The following is a 19,728-nucleotide window of genomic DNA, read 5'->3' as shown; positions in this document are numbered from 1 at the left end:
TTAAAAGTAAGGGCAATGATCTAAATAACTAACAGGAAACCTTAAGAGTCATGACTATTGATGAACTCTTTAAGCAGAGACTCCTTCCTCACAGGACGCTTTTCAAACAAGCGACTTGTCAAACAGCGTTTGACGCCAACCTCACACACAAACCTTACAATCGCCCAATAAGATGGCTATCCTGATTAGTTGATAAGGCCAACCCCAAGATAGTGAAGAGCTTAGCCTGAATGTCGATAACGTAAGCTTTATTGATAATGCAAGCGTGACCCAGCTTAATATTGATTGTGGCTTCAATAGAAGGGTAGCGGCCATAAGGCTTTGCTAACATCCATTATCATGCCTATTTAAGCCACTTCACTGACTGATGCTCCAATTAAGTTAACATATGTTAAATATAATGGGAATTGAACAGAACAATACGCCAAGGCATTGAATGCAGGTCTTATATATTATAAGATAATTAGCAAGATAATTTTCAGAATCAACGAAAAAAACAGAATAATAATTTCAGCGATAAAAACTCAGACATTTTTTAATACAAATTCACACATGATTGCTATGCCGGCATAGGCGAATAGCAAACTATTCAGTATAAATAAGATATAGAGAGCAACCACAGATCACCTAGAGGCCATAAATGAAGCTATCAGAAACAGTCATTGAACTAATGTTTGAGCTAAGCAACCTTGAAGGTGAAAAACATTCTGGTTTTCTACATGGCGAAGGTTCCATACTTCGAAACAACCTATTGAAACTATTTGAAGTAACGGACAACCCAGAATCACAAGAAATCATCATCGATATAATGAGTGAAGCCGGCTACCCTTGGTTTAACAAGTTAGCAAAGCCCAAACGGGACTTAGCTAAGCAAAACTCAATGGAAAGCACTGTAGAGACTCCTCGGATCATGAGTGACGACGACTTCATGAGTTTACTACCGGCAAATGGGCAGCTTCACTAGACTGTTCAAAATAGATACACAGAATTAAAAAGGCCCGTTTCGACGAATCGAAACGGGCCTTTTGTTTAATTATTAACCGAAATACGGTCTATACGCTACTTCTAGATTGACTCTTCCAAAACTCCGGATTTCGGTAGCGATCATCAAACTCAGTTGCTGCAGGTCTGGAATCAGCAGACACGTCATTGTCATGCGATTCAGACACCATATTACCCTCAGACAAATGAAGATTGACTTCGTTCAACAACATTTTATACGACTTATGAACAGCAGGGTGCCTGCTTCGAGCGTAACTCGCGTGCACGTGCTTAAAAACATTGAGTGAACTTAATTGAATTACGACCCCTTCGTGCTCTTTGACCGCTTGCGAGTATTTAGACAACAACACCATCACCCTCGCTGGAAGCACCGTAGCCTTCGCACTGTACAAATTTCTAATCTTCTTCATTCCATTTTCCCAACTTTAAAAATTTGAATCCGTTTTAAACTACAAATTAATGGTTAAGGTAGTTTGTACGAACTTGATAAATATCTTATATGTTTGAGACTTTTATATTGACCCTTTGCTTAAGAGAGACGTTCTATAGAAAGAATTCATGCAATCAACACAGTGAAAAACCTGAATATTAAAAAGAACCGTTCTCATTCGCATTTTTTAACATGGCCGAACGTTATCAGTACTTGAACGCTCGTTCCAGCTTTTTAGAAGGAAAAAGTTAACTTTTGTGACATTTTTCAAAATAAATAGTAGTTATAGACTATTTTTTCGGAATATACAGGTCAGTAATGGTTCCTTCATACACTTCGGCCGCCATTGCCACGCTCTCTGACAGAGTAGGGTGCGGATGAATTGTCAATCCAATATCAGTGGCATCGGCCCCCATTTCGATGGCCAGCGCAACCTCGGCTATCAAGTCACCTGCATTTTGGCCTACGATTCCACCTCCGAGCACTTTGTGGGTTTTGGGATCAAACAGCAACTTGGTTTTCCCTTCTGTTCTGTCATTCCCAATAGCTCTACCAGAAGCGGCCCATGGAAAACTTCCTACTTCATAGTCAACGCCATTGGTTTTAGCGTCAATCTCGGTTAGACCCACCCAAGCAATTTCAGGGTCAGTATAAGCAACAGAGGGGATAACGCTTGCTTCAAAACCGCTCTTCAAGCCAGCACAAATCTCGGCAGCGACCTTTGCTTCATGGGTGGCTTTGTGCGCCAGCATTGGCTGCCCAACAATGTCACCAATAGCGAAAATATGGTCGACATTAGTCCTCATATGCTGATCCACACTAATAAACCCTCGATCATCAACCTCAATGCCCGCATTCGAGGCATCGATAAGATCACCATTGGGCCTGCGCCCCGTAGCAACCAAAACATAATCATAGATCTCCGAAGCAGGGCCTGGGCCGCCGTCGGCGTCCGCGAAATTAACCTTAATTCCTTTTTCTTGCGGCTCAATGCTCTCTACTTTAGTCTTGGTCATCAATTTCTTAACCAATTTCTTGATACGCTTATTAAGTGGCGCCACCAAGTCTTTATCAGCACCAGGTATTATTTGAGGCATGAACTCCACGATAGACACATCGGTTCCCAGCTCGCTGTAGACTGTCGCCATTTCCAACCCAATAATCCCCCCGCCGACGATTAGCATTGATTCGGGAACCTCTTTGAGCTCAAGTGCTCCGGTAGAATCAATCACACGAGGGTCATCGGTTTCGAACATCGGAAAAATAGTGACGCGAGAACCCGCAGCGACGATCGCTTGATCAAAATGCAGATTTGTCGTCGAGGCTTCATTGGTGATGGATACCGAGTTTGCTGAAGTGAATTTTGCATACCCTTGAATCACATTGACTTTGCGGGCTTTTGCCATGCCAGCCAATCCGCCAGTTAATTTACTGATAACAGATTCTTTAAAATGGCGCAGTTTATCAACATCAATACTAGGCTCTCCAAATGAAATTCCGTGCTTTTCCATAGCTCTAGCTTCGGAAATCACCGCCGCAGAATGCAATAAGGCCTTTGAAGGAATGCAACCCACGTTTAAACAGACACCACCCAATGAAGAATAACGCTCAATCAAAGTGACATTAAGACCCAGGTCTGCGGCCCTAAATGCGGCTGTGTAACCACCGGGTCCTGATCCAATCACAATTAAGTCCGCGTGCTCACCCTGAGCCACAGCATTAGTGGGTTGCGCTACCGGAGGAGCCTTTGGCGTCTCAGACTTGGGAGGCAGTGAGGCCTCATTATTCGTAGCTTGCTTTGGCTCTTCTGAAGCAACAACCATGATCAGCTCACCTTCATTCACTAGGTCACCGGTTGAAATCTTAATCTCAACAACGGTCCCGTCAACGGATGAAGGTATGTCCATCGATGCTTTATCACTCTCAACCGTAACAAGCGAACCTTCTTTTTCAATCTTGTCACCGACCGAAACGAGTATCTCTATGACCTCGACATCGCTGGCACCACCCAAATCTGGAACTTCAATATTTACATTAGACATATTAAGCAACTTATTGTTATTTAAACAGTTAATCTTCGGACATCTTCAAGTACAGCTGCGATATGTCGCGTAAATCGTGCGGCTTCGGCACCATCAATTACTCGGTGATCATAAGACAAGCTCAGCGGTAAAATCATGCCCGGCTTGAACTCAGCGCCATCCCAAACCGGTTCAACTTTACTTCTTGATACACCGAGAATAGCAACTTCAGGAGCATTGACGATCGGGGTAAATCCGGTTCCACCGATCCCACCCAAGCTTGAGATGGTAAAGCAGGCACCGCTCATATCGTTCATCGTGAGTTTTTTATCACGAGCCTTTTTAGCCAACTCGCCCATTTCCTTTGCAATCTGGGCAACGGACTTTGTATCAGCATTTCGCACCACTGGAACAACAAGACCATTCGGCGTTTCTACCGCTATTCCGATGTGGAAATACTTCTTAAGGATTAGGTTTTCGCCGCCAGGCTCCAACGAGCTGTTGAACTGAGGGTACAGTTGTAATGCATTAACCACCGCTTTCACAATGAACGCTAGAGGAGAGAGCTTTATATCTTTCTTTTGCGCTTTGTATTCAGCATTGAGCTGCTTTCGGAATGATTCTAAGTCATTAATATTTGACTCATCATTATGGGTAACATGAGGAACATTCAGCCAAGAACGATGAAGGTTTTCGGCGGTTAGACGCTTAATTTTGTTTAAAGGCTGAACTTCTATATCGCCAAACTTGCTGAAATCTTGCGCCGGCACTGGTGGAATACCAGCTCCTCCGGAAGCAGTCGGCTTCTCTGGTTGAGATGGTTGTGAAATAACCCCTTTAACAAACGCTTTTACGTCATCTTTTGTCACACGACTCTTTCGTCCAGTCCCGCTCACTCTAGACAGATCGACACCCAGTTCTCGTGCAAATCGCCTGATAGAGGGTGATGCATGAGAAGCGCTTCCATCGGATGTTCCGTCGACGCTACCTTTTGTATCATCACCCTGAATTGCCGCAACTGCCGGACTGGCTACTGATGAAGTCGACGTGACATTACTCGCAGAAGGGTGAGAGGCAGTAGTGACAGCTGGCGTGGTATCAGCACCACCAACCGCGATAGCTTCTAATATTACAACCACAGTCCCTTCCTGCACATCCTCATCAACGTTAACCTCGATACTCTGAATAACGCCTTCAGCTGAACTCGGAACTTCCATGCTCGCTTTATCGCTCTCAAGCGTAATTAGAGGGTCCTCAACAGCTACGTGATCTCCAACTGAAACCAGTATTTCCACCACCTTGGCTGAATCACCGCCAATATCTGGAATAGCTATCGGAACAATGGTTGTGTTGTCATTAGCTGCGGAAGAATTTGCTTGTTCGGATACTTGACTCACTGGCTCAGCGTCGGGCTTTGATGTGGTAGTGTCATTCGAATTTTCATTAGAAATACCCAGCTCAATCAAAGCAACGCCCTCACTAACGTCTTGATCCATCAATACTGAAATAGAGTTAACCACACCGGCACTCGGACTGGGCACGTCCATGCTGGCTTTGTCGCTTTCAAGGGTGACCAACGGGTCTTCAGCACTTACCTGATCGCCTACTTGGACCAAAATTTCTATAACTTTTGCTGAATCAGCGCCGATGTCTGGGACGCTCACGGTTAATACATTGCTCTTTGACATAGGTTTTCTCTCGGTGATTTGTTCGAGGGTAATTTGGGGCGATTTCGACTTAACCCGCTCACTGATAGCGGGGGCAGGGGGCTTGCTCTGCGATGTGTCTAGGCCAGCAAGTAAATCCAACGATTGTTGCTCATGGCGTTTGACAGATTTAGACTGCTTTGGATTGGGCATGTTGCTCGTTCTATCCGCCTTGGGTAACTGATGTTTTGCACTGTCAGCTTCGGTTTTCGAACCAACTGATGTACCTTGAGAGGGGCTTGGCCGCGTATCATCTGACTCAGCCCCTGGTATCAATCGGCTCGGCTTAGTTGGTTGCGAAAGACCTTCGTTACTACCAGCATCGATATGTGGCGACGCCGTGCTTTCACTTACGACAGTCTCCAACAACAATAACGGGGTTGATAATGTGATGTTTTCTTGCTCGGTGACGATAAATTCGACTATTTTCCCGTCTTTTGTAGAAGGCAATTCAAGCTTGGTATTTCCACTCTGCACGATGAATAAGGTATCGCCAGCTTTTACCGAGTCGCCCTCATTGCATTCAAAAGAAATTATTTTGGCTTGGCGGTATGCACTGGCTTCTGGTGCTGTCAGTTCCACATACTTGATCATTGTCTGGCTTCCCCTAACTGGTACTACTATATTAGCCGCCAGATTAAAGTGTATCTGGCGATGGTTTGTCGGGGTCGATATTAAACTGTTTGATTGCTTTGTTCACTACTTCTGCATCAATACTGCCATCTTCAAAAAGCGCTGAAAGAGCTGCAACAATAATGTAGTTTTGGTTGACTTCGAAATGACTCCGTAGCTGTTGCCGATCATCACTTCGGCCAAAACCATCCGTTCCCAAAACAACGTAACGTGTTGGTACAAACTCTCGAATTTGATCAGCATGAACCTTCATGTAATCAGTAGCTGCAACGACCGGACCATTTTGATCTTGTAAACATTGTTCAACGTAGCTGATACGTGGTTTTTCAGAAGGGTGCAGCATATTCCAACGCTGCACTTCCAAACCTTCTCTGCGAAGTTCATTAAAACTAGTGGCACTCCACACATTAGAAGCAACTCCAAACTCACTTTCTAATACTTGAGCGGCCGCAACGCATTCATTCAAAATGGTGCCCGAACCCATCAATTGTATTGTTGGGTTCTTACCATTGTCTTTCTTACTCTTAGAAAGCTGATAGAGCCCCTTCAAAATGCCTTTTTCGGCACCTTTAGGCATTTCAGGGTGCGCGTAGTTTTCATTCATGACCGTGAGATAATAAAATACGTTCTCCTGATCGGCGTACATTCTTCTTAAGCCGTCTTGAACTATCACCGCAAGTTCATAACTGTACGTTGGGTCATAAGAAACACAATTGGGTATCGTGCTAGCCTGCAAGTGTGAGTGCCCATCTTGATGCTGGAGACCTTCGCCTGCAAGCGTTGTTCTGCCTGCCGTTCCGCCAACCATAAAACCCCTCGCTTGCATATCTCCGGCCGCCCATGCCAAATCGCCAATACGCTGAAAACCAAACATAGAGTAATAGATGTAAAAGGGGATCATAGGCAACTCGTTAGTTGAATACGAAGTTGCCGCTGCGATCCAGGAAGACATCGCTCCAGCTTCATTAATGCCTTCCTCTAAGACTTGTCCCTTTTTGTCTTCTCGGTAATACATTAATTGATCGGAATCTTCTGGTTCGTACTTTTGACCTTCGCTGGCGTAGATCCCTATCTGGCGAAACAAACCTTCCATTCCGAAAGTTCTGGCCTCATCCGGAACAATAGGGACCACTCTATCTTTCAAATTCTTGTCTCGAATCAATGTGGACAGGATTCGAACAAAAGCCATTGTAGTAGAGAACTCTCGGTCTCCTGAAGCTTCCAGCATCTTAGAAAATTTATCTAACTCTGGAATTTCGAGCGCTGTATTCGGTACAGGACGAGCAGGCAGGTAACCACCCAAAGCTTGACGTCTTGCATGTAAATACTTTATCTCTGGAGAATCCGGGTCCGGCTTGATGTATTCAAGCTTTTCCAGCTGCTCATCAGATACTGGGATCTTAAAGCGACTCCTAAAAACATTGAGTGACTCCAAGTCCATTTTCTTCTGCTGATGCGAGGTGTTTTGCCCCTGGCCGGCTTCGCCCATGCCTAATCCTTTAACCGTTTTAGCTAAAATCACGGTTGGTTGTCCAGAATGCTTTACCGCGGCACGATAAGCGGCGTAAACCTTATCAGTATCATGACCACCTCGCGACATGAGCTCTAAGTCTTGATCGCTCATGTGAGCAACCATCGCCTTCAATTCTGGAGAATTCCAAAAATTCTCTCGAATATAAGCTCCTCCCTTGGCTTTAAACGCCTGATATTCGCCATCAACGCATTCTTGCATTCTCTTCTGAAGAATTCCGTCATGGTCTTTTTCCAACAAGATATCCCATTGAGAACCCCAAATAACTTTAATAACGTTCCAGCCTGCGCCACGAAACTCTGACTCAAGTTCTTGGATAATCTTCCCGTTCCCACGAACAGGGCCATCAAGCCTCTGAAGATTACAGTTAATAACGAAAACGAGGTTATCTAAGTTTTCTCGTCCAGCAAGGCCAAGTGCGCCTCGGGACTCAGGCTCATCCATTTCACCATCACCTAGAAACGCCCAAACTTTTCGATTCTCGGCTTTAATAAGCTCACGATTCTCTAGATACTTTTGAAAGCGAGCTTGGTAAATCGCCATAATCGGACCCAACCCCATGGATACGGTTGGAAACTGCCAGAAATTTGGCATCAACCAAGGGTGTGGGTAGGACGACAGTCCGTTTCCTCCGACTTCTTGCCTAAAATTATCTAACTGCTGCTCAGTCAAGCGTCCCTCAAGAAACGCTCTGGCATACATACCTGGAGCAGAGTGCCCCTGATAGTAAATCATGTCTCCGCCATGCTCTTCTGAACGCGCTCGCCAAAAATGATTAAAACCAATTTCGTACAATACAGCGGCAGAGGCGTAGCTGGCGATATGGCCGCCGTACTCTGTACTGATTTTGTTTGCACGCAACACCATCGCCGCTGCATTCCAGCGAATCATCGAACGGATTTTAAACTCAAGTTGGCGGTCAGCAGGAAGGGCGGGTTGATGCTCAACTGGAATGGTATTTATATACGCTGTGTTTAAGCCATACGGCAACTGCGCACCGGCTTCTCTGGCTTCGTCCGCTAATTGCTTTAAGAGAAACTTCGCTCGATCAGACCCATCGGCTTCGATGACGCTTTTTAAAGCCTCAATCCATTCCTTGGTTTCAATAGCATCAATGTCGACGAGTTGATTTGCTTGTTCTGTGCTCATATTTAGCGGCCTAACTGGGGAGTCAAATTCGTTTAGATTCAATTGGCTAATGCCTTCTATTAGTCGCGTGAATGATATCCATAAGTTTGGTAAATGTAAACGGGAATGCGTAAATTAACTTAGTTAATAAAGTGCACTCAATGGTTGGCCAAAAAAAAGAGCGCTAAATGCGCTCTTTAAATCAGGGTGAATACTATTAATCTTCGACACTCGCTGTCACCAAACTCGTTAAGTTGACGATTCCCCTTGGTGTTGTCGTTTTAGTAATCGCGTGAATCGGCAGCTCCGTGCCCAGCACAATTGGCCCCACTGAAATACCGTTTGCCATCGCCTTTAACACGGTATAGGTAATGTTAGCCGCATCCAGATTTGGCATGACCAAGAGATTAGCGTTACCAGTAAGAATACTTTTACCAGACTTTTCTCGAGTAACGGCATTTAAAGCACCACCCCCTTTCATTTCTCCATCTACCTCTAGATTCGGAGCAAGGTCTTTTAGCAGCTCTTTAGTGCGCGCCATCTTGGTTGAAGATTCTGTAACATGGCTGCCAAAGCTGGAGTGAGACATCAATGCAACGCGGGGCTTCATTCCGAACCTCTCTACTTCTTTTGCCGCCATGATGGCGATATCGGCTAATTCTTCAGCCGAAGGATTTTCGTGAACACTGGTGTCTGCGATAAAGAGAGTGCCGGTATCCAAAAGCAGCAACTGCATAACCGCAAGGTGAGCGCTTTTCTTGAGCCCAACACACTCCTCCAATGCACTTATCTGCTCGTGCAACTTCGCTCCCGGCCCAGTAAGAGCTGCATGTGCAATGCCACTTTTAACCAGTTCAGTGGCCTGTGCGATGCGATCCTGAACGGTTTCTCCAGAAGGGGACACAACCTCGTAATGTGTGCGTTCGTGCATTCTCAGTCCGAGTCGGTCTATCGTGTCAGCAATTTCATTGGCATCGCCAATTAAAACAGGGCGCGCATAGCTCTGATCAACGACATCCTGAATAGCTCTTAGTACTCGCTCATTTTCGCCATCGGTGTAGACCACTTTATGAGTGGTGTTTTGAGCACGCTCAAAGATCGGGCGCATAACATTACCTGTTCGGTAAACTAACGGCTCAAGGCTTTGACGATAGTCCTCGATGTCGGAAAAAGGGCGAGTCGCAACCCCACTATCAATCGCCGCTTGCGCGACGGCAGGCGCGATGGTTGTAATTAGGCGAGGATCAAACGGTTTAGGTAAAATATATCCAGCACCAAACAACATGGACTCATTTTGATAATAGCTGGCAACCATTTCATTGCTTTCTGAATGAGCTAGTTCAGCAAGCGCGTACACACAAGCTTTTTCCATTTCACGCGTAATGGTCGTGGCGCCAACATCAAGCGTTCCACGAAACAAAAATGGAAAACACAATACGTTATTCACTTGATTCGGGTAATCCGATCGCCCTGTAGCCATGACCGCGTCCGGCCGGTGCTCAAACACCAACTCTGGCCTGACCTCTGGATCTGGGTTTGACATCGCTAAAATAATTGGCTTGTCAGCCATACTCTTTAGCATGGCCACACTCACAAGGTTAGGTTGAGAAACACCCAGGAAAACGTCGCACTTCTCCATCGCATCATCCAAGGTTCTGGCGTCCGTGGCACGAGCAAAACGCTGCTTTGTTGGATCTAAATTTTCTCTTCCAGAATGGATTACGCCTCTGCTGTCCAACATCGTAACTTTCTCAATATCGATCCCCAAATCGATAAGCAAGTTGGTACACGCCATTGCTGCAGCTCCAGCACCAGAGACGGTCAATGTTACTTCCTCTATCTTTTTACCCACAACCTTTAAGCCATTGATGACGGCTGCGGCGGACACAATTGCGGTACCGTGCTGATCATCATGAAAAACAGGTATGTTCATGCGCTCGCGGAGCTTCCTTTCTATTTCAAAACATTGCGGAGCCTTAATATCTTCAAGGTTAATACCGCCAAAGGTGGGCTCAAGTTTTGCCACCACATCGCAAAATGCGTCGACATCCGTTTCATCAACTTCAATATCGTAAGCATCTACATCAGCAAAGTTTTTGAACAGAATTGCCTTTCCTTCCATGACTGGCTTCGAGGCCAGTGCACCGATATTGCCCAGGCCCAATACAGCAGTTCCGTTTGTAACAACGCCAACCAAGTTGCTTCTCGATGTGTAGTAAGCGGCGGTTAAGGGATCTTTTTCTATTTCTTTGCAGGGCTCGGCCACGCCGGGTGAATAGGCAAGTGCTAAATCGCGTTGATTCGACAACGGTTTAGTTGCTTGAACGCGTATTTTACCGGCTTTAGGCGTACGGTGATAGTGAAGGGCGGCGTCTCTTAGATCGTTACTCATAAAATCGTCTTCGTGGTGATTTCGTGTTGTATATAATAAAAAGCCGCACGTTAAGAGTGCGGCTTCGTTGCTATTGAGGGTTCAGCTGATTGCCAGACTGTTCTGCCGAATGCGCTTGAACGTCGGCGTGATAGGAGGAACGAACCATAGGACCAGAAGCCACATGCTTAAACCCTAACTTCTCTCCAAAGACCCTAAGTTCATCAAACTCGTCAGGGTGAACGTAACGCTCGACCGGTAAATGATTCAAACTAGGCTGCAGATATTGGCCGAGCGTGATCATGTCGCAATCGTGCTTCTTAAGGTCGCGTAAAACATCTTTCACTTGTTCGATCGTCTCACCAATACCAAGCATTAGGCCAGACTTTGTATTAACTTGAGGGTGAGCTGCTTTAAAGCGTTTAATCAAATCAAGCGACCATTGATAATCTGAACCTGGTCGGACCTTTCGATAAAGGTCCGGGATCGTTTCAAGATTATGGTTAAACACATCAGGTGGGCTGGTTCCCATAAGCTCGATGGCAATATCCATTCGTCCACGGAAATCTGGAACTAAAATTTCAATTTGAGTATCAGGGTTCAAAGCACGCGTTTCTTCTATGCATCGGACAAAGTGGCCAGCACCACCGTCACGTAGGTCGTCGCGATCAACCGATGTAATTACCACATAACTTAGCCCCATGGCTTCAATTGTTTCGGCAAGGTGTTTAGGTTCATCCTCATCCAAAGCTAAAGGTCGCCCATGAGCCACATCACAAAATGGACAACGACGCGTACAAATGTCGCCCATGATCATAAAGGTGGCCGTGCCTCGGCTGAAACACTCAGACAGATTCGGGCAGGACGCTTCCTCACAGACAGTATGAAGCTTTTTTTCTCTTAAGGTTTCTTTTAACTCAGCCACCTTATTGCCATGCGGCAATCGAATTCGAATCCAATCAGGCTTTCGAAGTGGCTCTGTCGTTTTCTCGATTTTTACCGGTATGCGAGCCATTTTTTCGGCTCCCCGAAGTTTTTCTCCGGCTACGACAGGTTTAATTGCTGGGCGACTTTGATCTTTCATGCGTTAAACTAAGTTAAACTCAGGAGGTAAGTGACTAACCGCGGCGATTATAACAACTAATGTCAAAGAGTGACGTGCTCAATCGGGCAGATATTGAAGATATTGTAACTAGGTTTTACGAAACCATGCTTAAAGACCCAATAGTAGGGTTTATTTTTACCGATATTGCGAAGATAGACCTTAAACACCATTTGCCGATAATCGTTGATTTTTGGACCGATAACATTTTTAAAGAGAATAGTTATCATGGTAATCCTCTACTTAAACACCAACAAATCCATGAAGTTATGCCCTTGAGAGCGGGTCATTTCACTCGTTGGTTGTTTTTATTTAATCAAGCCGTCGATGATATGCACTGCGGAAACAATGCGTCGTTAATGAAACAAAAAGCAGAAGCGATTGCAAAAAGCTTCTCCGCATCACTTTCCGATCGGCGTCGTAAGGACATGAAACTAACCCTAGGACACTAACCTTGCGCCCTACATTCAGTCCTGCTTTCTTAGAAAGACAGGGTTCAACAGATCGGAATCATTTTCACTAAATTGATACCCATCAACGTTGAAGTTGGCCAGCTCATCGACTGATTCAATACGATTTTTAATAACCCAAGCCGTCATGAGGCCGCGCGCCTTTTTTGCAAAAAAGCTAATCATTTTATACTGCCCATTCTTCCAATCTTTGAAAACGGGAGTCACAACGTCGGCTTCCAACTTCTTATACTTGACCGATTTAAAATACTCATTTGACGCTAAATTGATCAGCACATTCGAATCAATAGCATTTAGTTGTTCGTTCAAGGTTTGGGTTATTAAATCACCCCAAAATTCATACAAATTCTTCCCATTCGGGTTTTCAAGCCGAATTCCCATTTCCAAACGATACGGTTGCATTAAGTCTAAAGGTCTCAAAACGCCATAAAGCCCAGATAATATCCGAAGATGGTCCTGAGAATATTGAAGATCACTCTCATTGAGACTTTCAGCATCCAAACCAGTATAAACATCACCTTTGAAAGCGTGCACAGCCTGTTTTGCATTCTTTAGCGAAAAAGGAAGCTCCCACTCATGGTATCGAGCCACATTTAACTCAGAGAGTTTTGGGCTGATTTTCATTAATTTTTCGATGTCCGCAGGCGACAAAGTTGTCAACACATCAATCAATCGCTCACTCTGGCTTACCAACGCTGGCTGCGAGTGTTTTTCGGTGCTGTGTTCTGTTTCAAAATCTAGTGTTTTGGCGGGTGAGATAACAATAAGCATTGAGTGTGTCGAAAGTTAAACCGTTAATAAGTAGACGAGAACTATAACGCTATGCGTTGGATAAACCAATGCTTTGAACATTACCTCAAAGTATTTTTTGTACTATTCAAACCCTCGTCATCCAAGCTTAGATATAATTGAATCTAGATCCAAAAACAAATCACCTAAATGAACGCAATAAACGATTCAGCAATCTCCAAATTTCTCAAACTCGAGTCTGCGAGCGGGATTATCTTAATGGCAATGGCTGTACTTGCCATGATCATCGCTAATAGCTCTGGAAGCAGTTACTACAACTTACTGCTGGATACTCCGGTCGAAGTCAAAATCGGTAACCTCGAGATCGCTAAACCGCTGTTACTTTGGATTAATGATGGTCTAATGGCCTTATTCTTCTTTCTCGTTGGCTTGGAACTAAAGCGCGAATTAGTCGAGGGTGAACTGTCAAACCCTAAAAATATAGTTCTTCCCGCGATTGGTGCAATTGGCGGCATGGCATTTCCGGCGATGATCTACCTTTACTTTAATCACTCTGACCCAGTTAGCGCTGCGGGATGGGCCATTCCAGCTGCAACCGACATCGCATTTGCGTTAGGAGTTTTGAGCCTTCTAGGGTCTAGGGTTCCGGTATCGCTGAAGGTGTTTTTGACTTCATTGGCGATCTTCGACGACATTGGAGCAATCGTAATCATTGCTATTTTTTACACATCTAAACTGTCGCTGACTTCCTTGATGTTTGCAGCTGCTTGCCTTCCAATATTGTACGTACTAAACCGAAAGGGCGTCGATTCACGCAGTCCATATATGTTTATCGGCCTTCTAATGTGGGTAAGCATGCTCAAATCTGGCGTACACGCAACACTTGCCGGTGTTCTTTTAGCACTATTCATTCCAATCCACCCTAAAGGCGAAAATCAACCATCCTTGTTAAAGACATGGGAGCATGACTTGCACTTTCTAGTCGCTTTTATTGTGCTTCCCGTATTCGCGTTTGCAAACGCAGGCATTGATCTGCGTGGGGTGTCAAGCGACGTTCTTTTTCATGATGTGCCAGTAGGCGTAGCCCTTGGGCTGATTATTGGCAAGCAAGTCGGAATTTTCGGCCTCTGCGGATTAGCGATCAAATTAGGACTGACTGCATTTCCGAAGGGCATAAATTGGGGTACCTTGTATGGCGTAAGTGCACTGTGCGGAATAGGGTTTACCATGAGCCTTTTTGTAGGGAGCCTGGCCTTCGAAGAAACTGAAGTAAACCTGCTGTTTGATGAGCGGCTTGGAATTATAGTCGGTTCTCTAATTTCTGGCGTAATTGGCTTTGTGACCCTCAATTACGCGCTGAAAAATAATGAGAAGGGCGGCTAAAATGACTGGGTAACCTGCAAAATCCTGTCCGAATATCATGAGCAGAGTGACGATGCAACTCTGCTCAACGAAAACTCTAACTCAATCGAAAAAGTACTCAATTCCAACCTGAATAAAACTACTGTCTTTAAATGAAAACAGAGGATCGCGGTCAGAATCCGCGTCGAAATAGCGCGCCTCCACGTTTAACGACACGGCATTATTAATCCGCGTCGCGCCCTCTAAAAACACAGCTTTGCTTCCGGAGAACTCTAAATCTTCTGAAACACCAAACAACACCTCTGAACTCGACACGTCATTCAACGCCAGCCTAGCACCAAGAAAAAGGTCATCTTGAAACGTTGTGGTAGCGCGCGTGCCTCGATCGTCCCAAGAATACTCACCAAGCAACCCAAGATCATAGGTCGAACCAAAAACTCCAACTAAGGTGTACTCAAAGCCTAACGTAGCCGCGGCGTGATCCTCAATAGACTGAACGTCGAAGTTTCGTTGTATTGCCTCTAATTTCAACAACCAACCACCCTCGGTAAACTGCACATCCAGACCGTATTGGTCAACTTGAGGGTAAAAAGGGCGTGTAGAGCCATTTAAGAAGTCTATATTAGAAAACAATTCGGGTTCACGTGAGGTTCCAGAAAACCAAGACAAGCCGAAGTCAAATGCGCCCAATGTATTGGTATACCTAAAGGCTGTATCTAAGCTACTGGATCCCGAATTAGACTCATAAACGGGGTCGTCTGACAACACCCGCAAACCGCCATTAAGCCGACCCTCAGATCCCTCAAATGTTCGGGTACGAAAATAGGGTAAAAGAAATAATTCAAACGTTCCAACCTCAGTAAAACGCTGATATCGCAGTAAAGGCTGCCCAAGTTTGTCCTCTCCATCAATGTTCTCCACAAGGTCGGTTTGATTCACAACATCTACAAGATGCTGGGTTTCGGTAACCCCCCAAAAAACGCGTCCAAGACCCGCTGAAAACTCGTAATTATCGCCATAATGGGTCCAGATTAATTGTCTTAAATCGGCATGAGTTCGCTCATTATCAACGTCATCAACACGCCAAAATGTCTCAACCTCCAACCGATCGTCACCGTTATTCCAATCTTTTAGGTAATTAAGGCTTAACGCGACGGAGGATTGACCTTTGCTTTGATCGTAATCACCTGACTCAAAAAATTGCCGGTGCTGAAACTCCAGACTTCCATCAAAGCTTTGCGATCCCAAGACCGGCAAACTAGAAACCGCAATCCCAAAAAAAGAAGATAAAAGTATTGGCAATCTAATCATAATTATTCTTGTTTGATCGATTCAAGCTACCGAGCTCGACGCAATCTATTCTCTTTAAAGTCGTTCTCATCCAGGCCGACGTCAAACTCGAGATTTCGAACTTGAATGTCGGTTGATTTTCCTGACTTATGATTTATCATTTTTTGTATATCAGCTCGCCAATACTTGTCCTTGTACAGTTTGTAGTCGGTGAAAGTAAGCGTCTTTAGCAAGGTATCTCTGCGATCAAAAAACACCAATTTCTGTGGCCGATAATGCTCTTTATCTACCCAGCCATGAACCTTTGTGTAGCCTGAATACTTATCCGTCGGAACCATTTCAATGACGAAGGTCTCTTGCTCTTCCAACGACTCATCGCGAAGATACTTGAAAGAAAATTTTTCAATTTCAAATGAAGATAGATCTTCGAATGCAAACTCGCTTCCAAGAAATGGGCCAGACTTGTTTCGAGAGGCGATTCGTTTCACTCGCTTGAGCGCAGGAAGAAATATCCATTGATCGTCGTTTTTCGTCGTGTGTGAATGGTTCAGAAATGCGGTCCCTTTGACGTCCAAAGGAGTATCAAATATGGTCAACCCCATATCACCATCACCAGCAACTTCAAACGACTTACTTCGCATCTCACGCACCACTTCATCTCCTTTACGAGTCCGGAGCGTCATCACTAAATTACTCTGAGAATTACCCCAGCCTTCGTCTCGAGCTTTCATTTCTTTAGCTATGCTTAAGCCTGTTTCTTCTGCTGTTTGCGCGGAAGCTAAGGAGAAAAATAGAAGGGCGGTGATCGTCACCAATGATTGTAGAATTACCACTGGGCGCTGGGAGAGCTTTTTCATAAAAATCCTTAAAACATATGTGAGTAATGTAAATTATACCCAAGATACGGTGTATGAGTGGCACTAATCTTAACGAACTGTTTGATTAGACATATCCCTAATCAAACAGTTTTGCTCTAACTGTGTTGCGCCAATTTGAAGGTGACATGCCTGAACGCGACCCAAATTGTTTGGTGAAGTAACTCACGTCCAAGTATCCAACTCGAAACGCAACCTCAGAGATACTAAGATTGCTTTGTTTCAATAGATCTTTCGCTTCCTGAACACGCTGTTCTTGCAAATATTGGAGTGGCGAAACACCTGTGGCCATTCGAAAACGGCGACTGAAATTTCTATGACTCGTCCCCAACATAAGCGCTACGTCAGAGATCTTTATTGACGATTTGCTCAAGTTATTTTGCAACCACAACTGAGCCTGTAAAATAAGCTCATCAGGGTGTGCATTATCCTTCTCTTGATCAAAGCTTAGCCTGTCGTAAGGCTGCCTGACTTCGTGTGAAAAATGCTGCGACAGATGCTCGGATACATCCCTACTTATGAATCTATGGACATGATGCAAAACCAAGTCGGTTTGAGCGTTGATACTCGCGGCACAGAAAAGTTTCCCTGCGCTTGTTATAAAATGTTGCCTCTTTAGATTTACAGCCGGGTAATCTTTTTCAAATTGATCAAAGTGATGCCAATGAGTGGTCGCAGCCTGATTATCCAGCAACCCAGCCTCGGCCACGAGGCATACTCCGGTTCCAGTCGCATTAATCACAGCGCCAGACTCCCATTGAGTTCTTATCCACTCAACAACGTCAGGGTTCGCTTTTACTAACGGTCTAGGGTTTCGCCACAACGCTGGAATAAACACCATATCGTAAGTAGATGTTCCGATGACGTGTTCCGGTTGCACACTTAACCCCGAACTGAGCGAAATTCTCTCTGTCTTAATGGCAACTTTATCCAAAGAGATTGATTTAGCAAGAGGGTGATGCTCAGTCACAGCCTTAACCCTAGCCGCAAACATAAGTTCGAATGCATTGGTAAAGCTGGTAACCAACATGTTCGGAAGAACGAGGAACGCAATACGCATGTGTTTTTCTGTCTCAAATGAACCACAGTTTGGCCATAATGCCATATGGCATGCATAACTCAAGCCCTATAATTGCGCAATCAAATGAAATATATAGGCTATATAAAATGACAAACTTACCTGTAATCGTTGGCTTTGGTGGGTACAACGCCGCTGGACGCAGCTCTTTTCATCACGCGTACCGGCGCACAGTTCTTGAATCCTTAAATAATGATAAACAGCAATCTACTGTCATCAGCCTTGCCTCTCTAATGAAGCTGGTTCGATTCGAAAATGGCGTATACATTGACCGAGATGAGAATACGTTAAGCGCGGATCAAGTAGTCGAGAAGTTTCAATCCACGATCGAACAGAACACGCTCATTCGCCGGATTCATAAAGCGCACTTTGATGTTGACAAAGTTCCCTCCACACAGGACATGCGTCTTGAGTCAGATCATTTATCTGAGTTCACCATCGCTCGTCGTGAATTACCCAACCCCATACCGGCAAACTGGCAAGTAGAAACCCTAGATGATAAATCAGTCAAGGTGGTTATCGGTGGCGGAGTATCTCTAAAAATGGAATCGTTCCGCGAATTCGACGTCCAATCTGCCGGCATACTGCCCACCGGTTTCAACCCCGCAGATGAATACAATTCTCGCTTTCATCCAAAAGGGCTTCAACTTGCAATTATCGGTGCCTCTGACGCAATAAACTCCATGGGAATTTCCTGGGAGGACATGATGAGCAAGGTTAACCCGGATGAAGTTGCCGTTTTTGCATCGAGCGGTCTTGGACAAACTGATGACTATGGAGTTGGAGGCTACATGCAGGCAAGACTGAAGTCTTCACGCCCAACCTCTAAGCAAATGGCTCTAGGTCTCAATTCAATGCCAGCCGATTTCATCAACGCCTATGTCTGTGGCAGTGTTGGAACAACTGGTGCAACAACGGGCGCGTGCGCGTCGTTCTTATACAATCTACGCCTCGGCGTGGACGATATAAAATCTGGCCGCCATCGAGTCGCTATTTGCGGATGCAGCGAAGCACCCGTTACGCCTGAAGTTATGGAAGGTTTTGCGGCGATGAGTGCTCTAGGGACCGATGATCGTCTGGCTAAACTGGATGGGACTAGTTCAACAGATCATCGGCGCGCCTCTCGTCCCTTCGGCGAGAATGCGGGGTTTACGATGGGGGAATCAAGTCAGTATTTTATTCTCATGGATGACGCACTGGCCGTTGAATTAGGCGCCGATATTTACGGCGCAGTCACTGATGTTTTTGTTAATGCCGATGGATACAAAAAGTCTATTTCCTCTCCTGGTGCAGGAAACTACGTCACCGTAGCCAAAGCGGTTGCTTCGGCAATTTCCATTGTCGGGGCGGAAACGGTTCAAAAGAACTCATTTATCCAAGCGCATGGCTCTAGTACGCCGCAAAACCGCATTACAGAGTCGATGATTTTTGACAAAGTGGCAACCGCGTTTGACATTAATGATTGGCCTGTGACTGCGGTGAAAGCGTTTGTCGCTCATCCACTAGGACCTGCCAGCGGAGATCAACTTGCTAATACATTAGGCGTTTTCGCCGACGGCATTATTCCCGGCATTAAGACCACCTACAAAGTAGCTGAGGATGTGCTAGATGAACGACTGGATATTTTACTAAAAGATAAAGAAGTAAAAATGGACGTCGCTTTCTTAAACTCCAAGGGTTTTGGTGGCAATAATTCTACTGCAACAGTTCTATCGCCGGATATAGTTAACAAAATGCTGGCCAAAAGATACAGTAAAGATGAGTTAGCGGACTACTCAGCCAAATTGGAAAAAGTTAGAGTTAAGGCCGCTGACTACGACCGAAAAGCCAATCAAGGCGACTTAAATATTCTCTACAACTTCGGAACGGGCATTATTGAAGATCACGAGATTTTGATTGACAAAGAAAGTGTTCAGATAGACCGATTTGAGAATAACATTTCACTCAAGTTTACCAACCCGTATGCGGATATGGTCTAG

At 45.0% G+C, this 19,728-nt stretch carries 14 protein-coding genes; 4 read left to right on the top strand and 10 right to left on the bottom strand.

From position 1 onward, the window contains the following. Nucleotides 1-640 precede the first annotated feature (640 nt). Nucleotides 641-964, top strand: a complete 324-nt coding sequence (locus tag ABWW54_RS06775; protein WP_353411451.1) for a hypothetical protein — start codon at nucleotides 641-643, stop codon at nucleotides 962-964. An 88-nt stretch (nucleotides 965-1,052) separates the two neighbouring features. Here the strand turns inward: ABWW54_RS06775 and ABWW54_RS06770 are convergent, their stop codons facing one another. From ABWW54_RS06770 to lipA, 6 genes are all read right to left on the bottom strand, one after another. Then, complete coding sequence (locus ABWW54_RS06770; RefSeq protein ID WP_353411450.1) at nucleotides 1,053-1,412, bottom strand: hypothetical protein; 360 nt, start codon at nucleotides 1,410-1,412, stop codon at nucleotides 1,053-1,055. 310 nt (nucleotides 1,413-1,722) lie between these two features. Then, complete coding sequence (gene lpdA, locus ABWW54_RS06765) at nucleotides 1,723-3,474, bottom strand: dihydrolipoyl dehydrogenase (protein ID WP_353411449.1); 1,752 nt, start codon at nucleotides 3,472-3,474, stop codon at nucleotides 1,723-1,725. Between the two features lie 20 nt (nucleotides 3,475-3,494). After that, entirely contained in the window at nucleotides 3,495-5,753 is a 2,259-nt protein-coding gene (gene aceF / locus ABWW54_RS06760; protein ID WP_353411448.1) for a dihydrolipoyllysine-residue acetyltransferase, read from the bottom strand. 43 nt (nucleotides 5,754-5,796) lie between these two features. Beyond that, nucleotides 5,797-8,472 (bottom strand): pyruvate dehydrogenase (acetyl-transferring), homodimeric type, encoded by a 2,676-nt coding sequence (gene aceE, locus ABWW54_RS06755; RefSeq protein WP_353411447.1) that lies wholly within the window; start codon nucleotides 8,470-8,472, stop codon nucleotides 5,797-5,799. A 196-nt stretch (nucleotides 8,473-8,668) separates the two neighbouring features. Beyond that, on the bottom strand, nucleotides 8,669-10,843 hold the full coding sequence (locus ABWW54_RS06750) for an NADP-dependent malic enzyme (protein WP_353411446.1): 2,175 nt from the start codon (nucleotides 10,841-10,843) through the stop codon (nucleotides 8,669-8,671). 70 nt (nucleotides 10,844-10,913) lie between these two features. Beyond that, nucleotides 10,914-11,906, bottom strand: coding sequence for a lipoyl synthase (lipA, locus tag ABWW54_RS06745; RefSeq protein ID WP_353411444.1), 993 nt, complete (start codon nucleotides 11,904-11,906; stop codon nucleotides 10,914-10,916). Nucleotides 11,907-11,965: 59 nt separating this feature from the next. Between lipA and ABWW54_RS06740 the strand changes: the two genes are divergently transcribed. Further along, nucleotides 11,966-12,376 carry a group III truncated hemoglobin gene (locus ABWW54_RS06740; protein WP_353411442.1) on the top strand — a complete coding sequence of 137 codons (411 nt, stop codon included), beginning with the start codon at nucleotides 11,966-11,968 and terminating at the stop codon, nucleotides 12,374-12,376. 15 nt (nucleotides 12,377-12,391) lie between these two features. On the opposite strand, the gene yaaA is transcribed toward ABWW54_RS06740, so the two are convergent. Further along, complete coding sequence (yaaA, locus tag ABWW54_RS06735; protein ID WP_353411440.1) at nucleotides 12,392-13,165, bottom strand: peroxide stress protein YaaA; 774 nt, start codon at nucleotides 13,163-13,165, stop codon at nucleotides 12,392-12,394. 168 nt (nucleotides 13,166-13,333) lie between these two features. Between yaaA and nhaA the strand changes: the two genes are divergently transcribed. After that, nucleotides 13,334-14,527 carry a Na+/H+ antiporter NhaA gene (gene nhaA / locus ABWW54_RS06730; protein ID WP_353411438.1) on the top strand — a complete coding sequence of 398 codons (1,194 nt, stop codon included), beginning with the start codon at nucleotides 13,334-13,336 and terminating at the stop codon, nucleotides 14,525-14,527. Nucleotides 14,528-14,608: 81 nt separating this feature from the next. Here nhaA and ABWW54_RS06725 read toward each other — a convergent pair whose 3' ends face one another. The 3 genes from ABWW54_RS06725 to ABWW54_RS06715 all read right to left on the bottom strand — a co-directional run bounded on the left by ABWW54_RS06725 (nucleotide 14,609) and on the right by ABWW54_RS06715 (nucleotide 17,731). Then, a complete protein-coding gene (locus ABWW54_RS06725; protein ID WP_353411436.1) occupies nucleotides 14,609-15,817 on the bottom strand; it encodes a hypothetical protein in 1,209 nt (402 codons plus the stop codon). Between the two features lie 26 nt (nucleotides 15,818-15,843). Continuing rightward, nucleotides 15,844-16,653, bottom strand: a complete 810-nt coding sequence (locus ABWW54_RS06720) for an outer membrane lipoprotein-sorting protein (RefSeq protein ID WP_353411434.1) — start codon at nucleotides 16,651-16,653, stop codon at nucleotides 15,844-15,846. 97 nt (nucleotides 16,654-16,750) lie between these two features. Beyond that, the gene (locus tag ABWW54_RS06715) at nucleotides 16,751-17,731 is read right to left on the bottom strand and encodes a GlxA family transcriptional regulator (protein ID WP_353411432.1); all 981 of its coding nucleotides are present in this window, start codon (nucleotides 17,729-17,731) and stop codon (nucleotides 16,751-16,753) included. Between the two features lie 107 nt (nucleotides 17,732-17,838). Here ABWW54_RS06715 and ABWW54_RS06710 point away from each other — a divergent pair, with 107 nt between their 5' ends. After that, nucleotides 17,839-19,728, top strand: a complete 1,890-nt coding sequence (locus ABWW54_RS06710) for a beta-ketoacyl synthase (RefSeq protein ID WP_353411430.1) — start codon at nucleotides 17,839-17,841, stop codon at nucleotides 19,726-19,728.

This window comes from Arenicella sp. 4NH20-0111, assembly GCF_040366405.1.
Classification (GTDB): Bacteria; Pseudomonadota; Gammaproteobacteria; order Arenicellales; family Arenicellaceae; genus Arenicella.
This window is presented reverse-complemented; position numbering and strand designations above follow the sequence as displayed.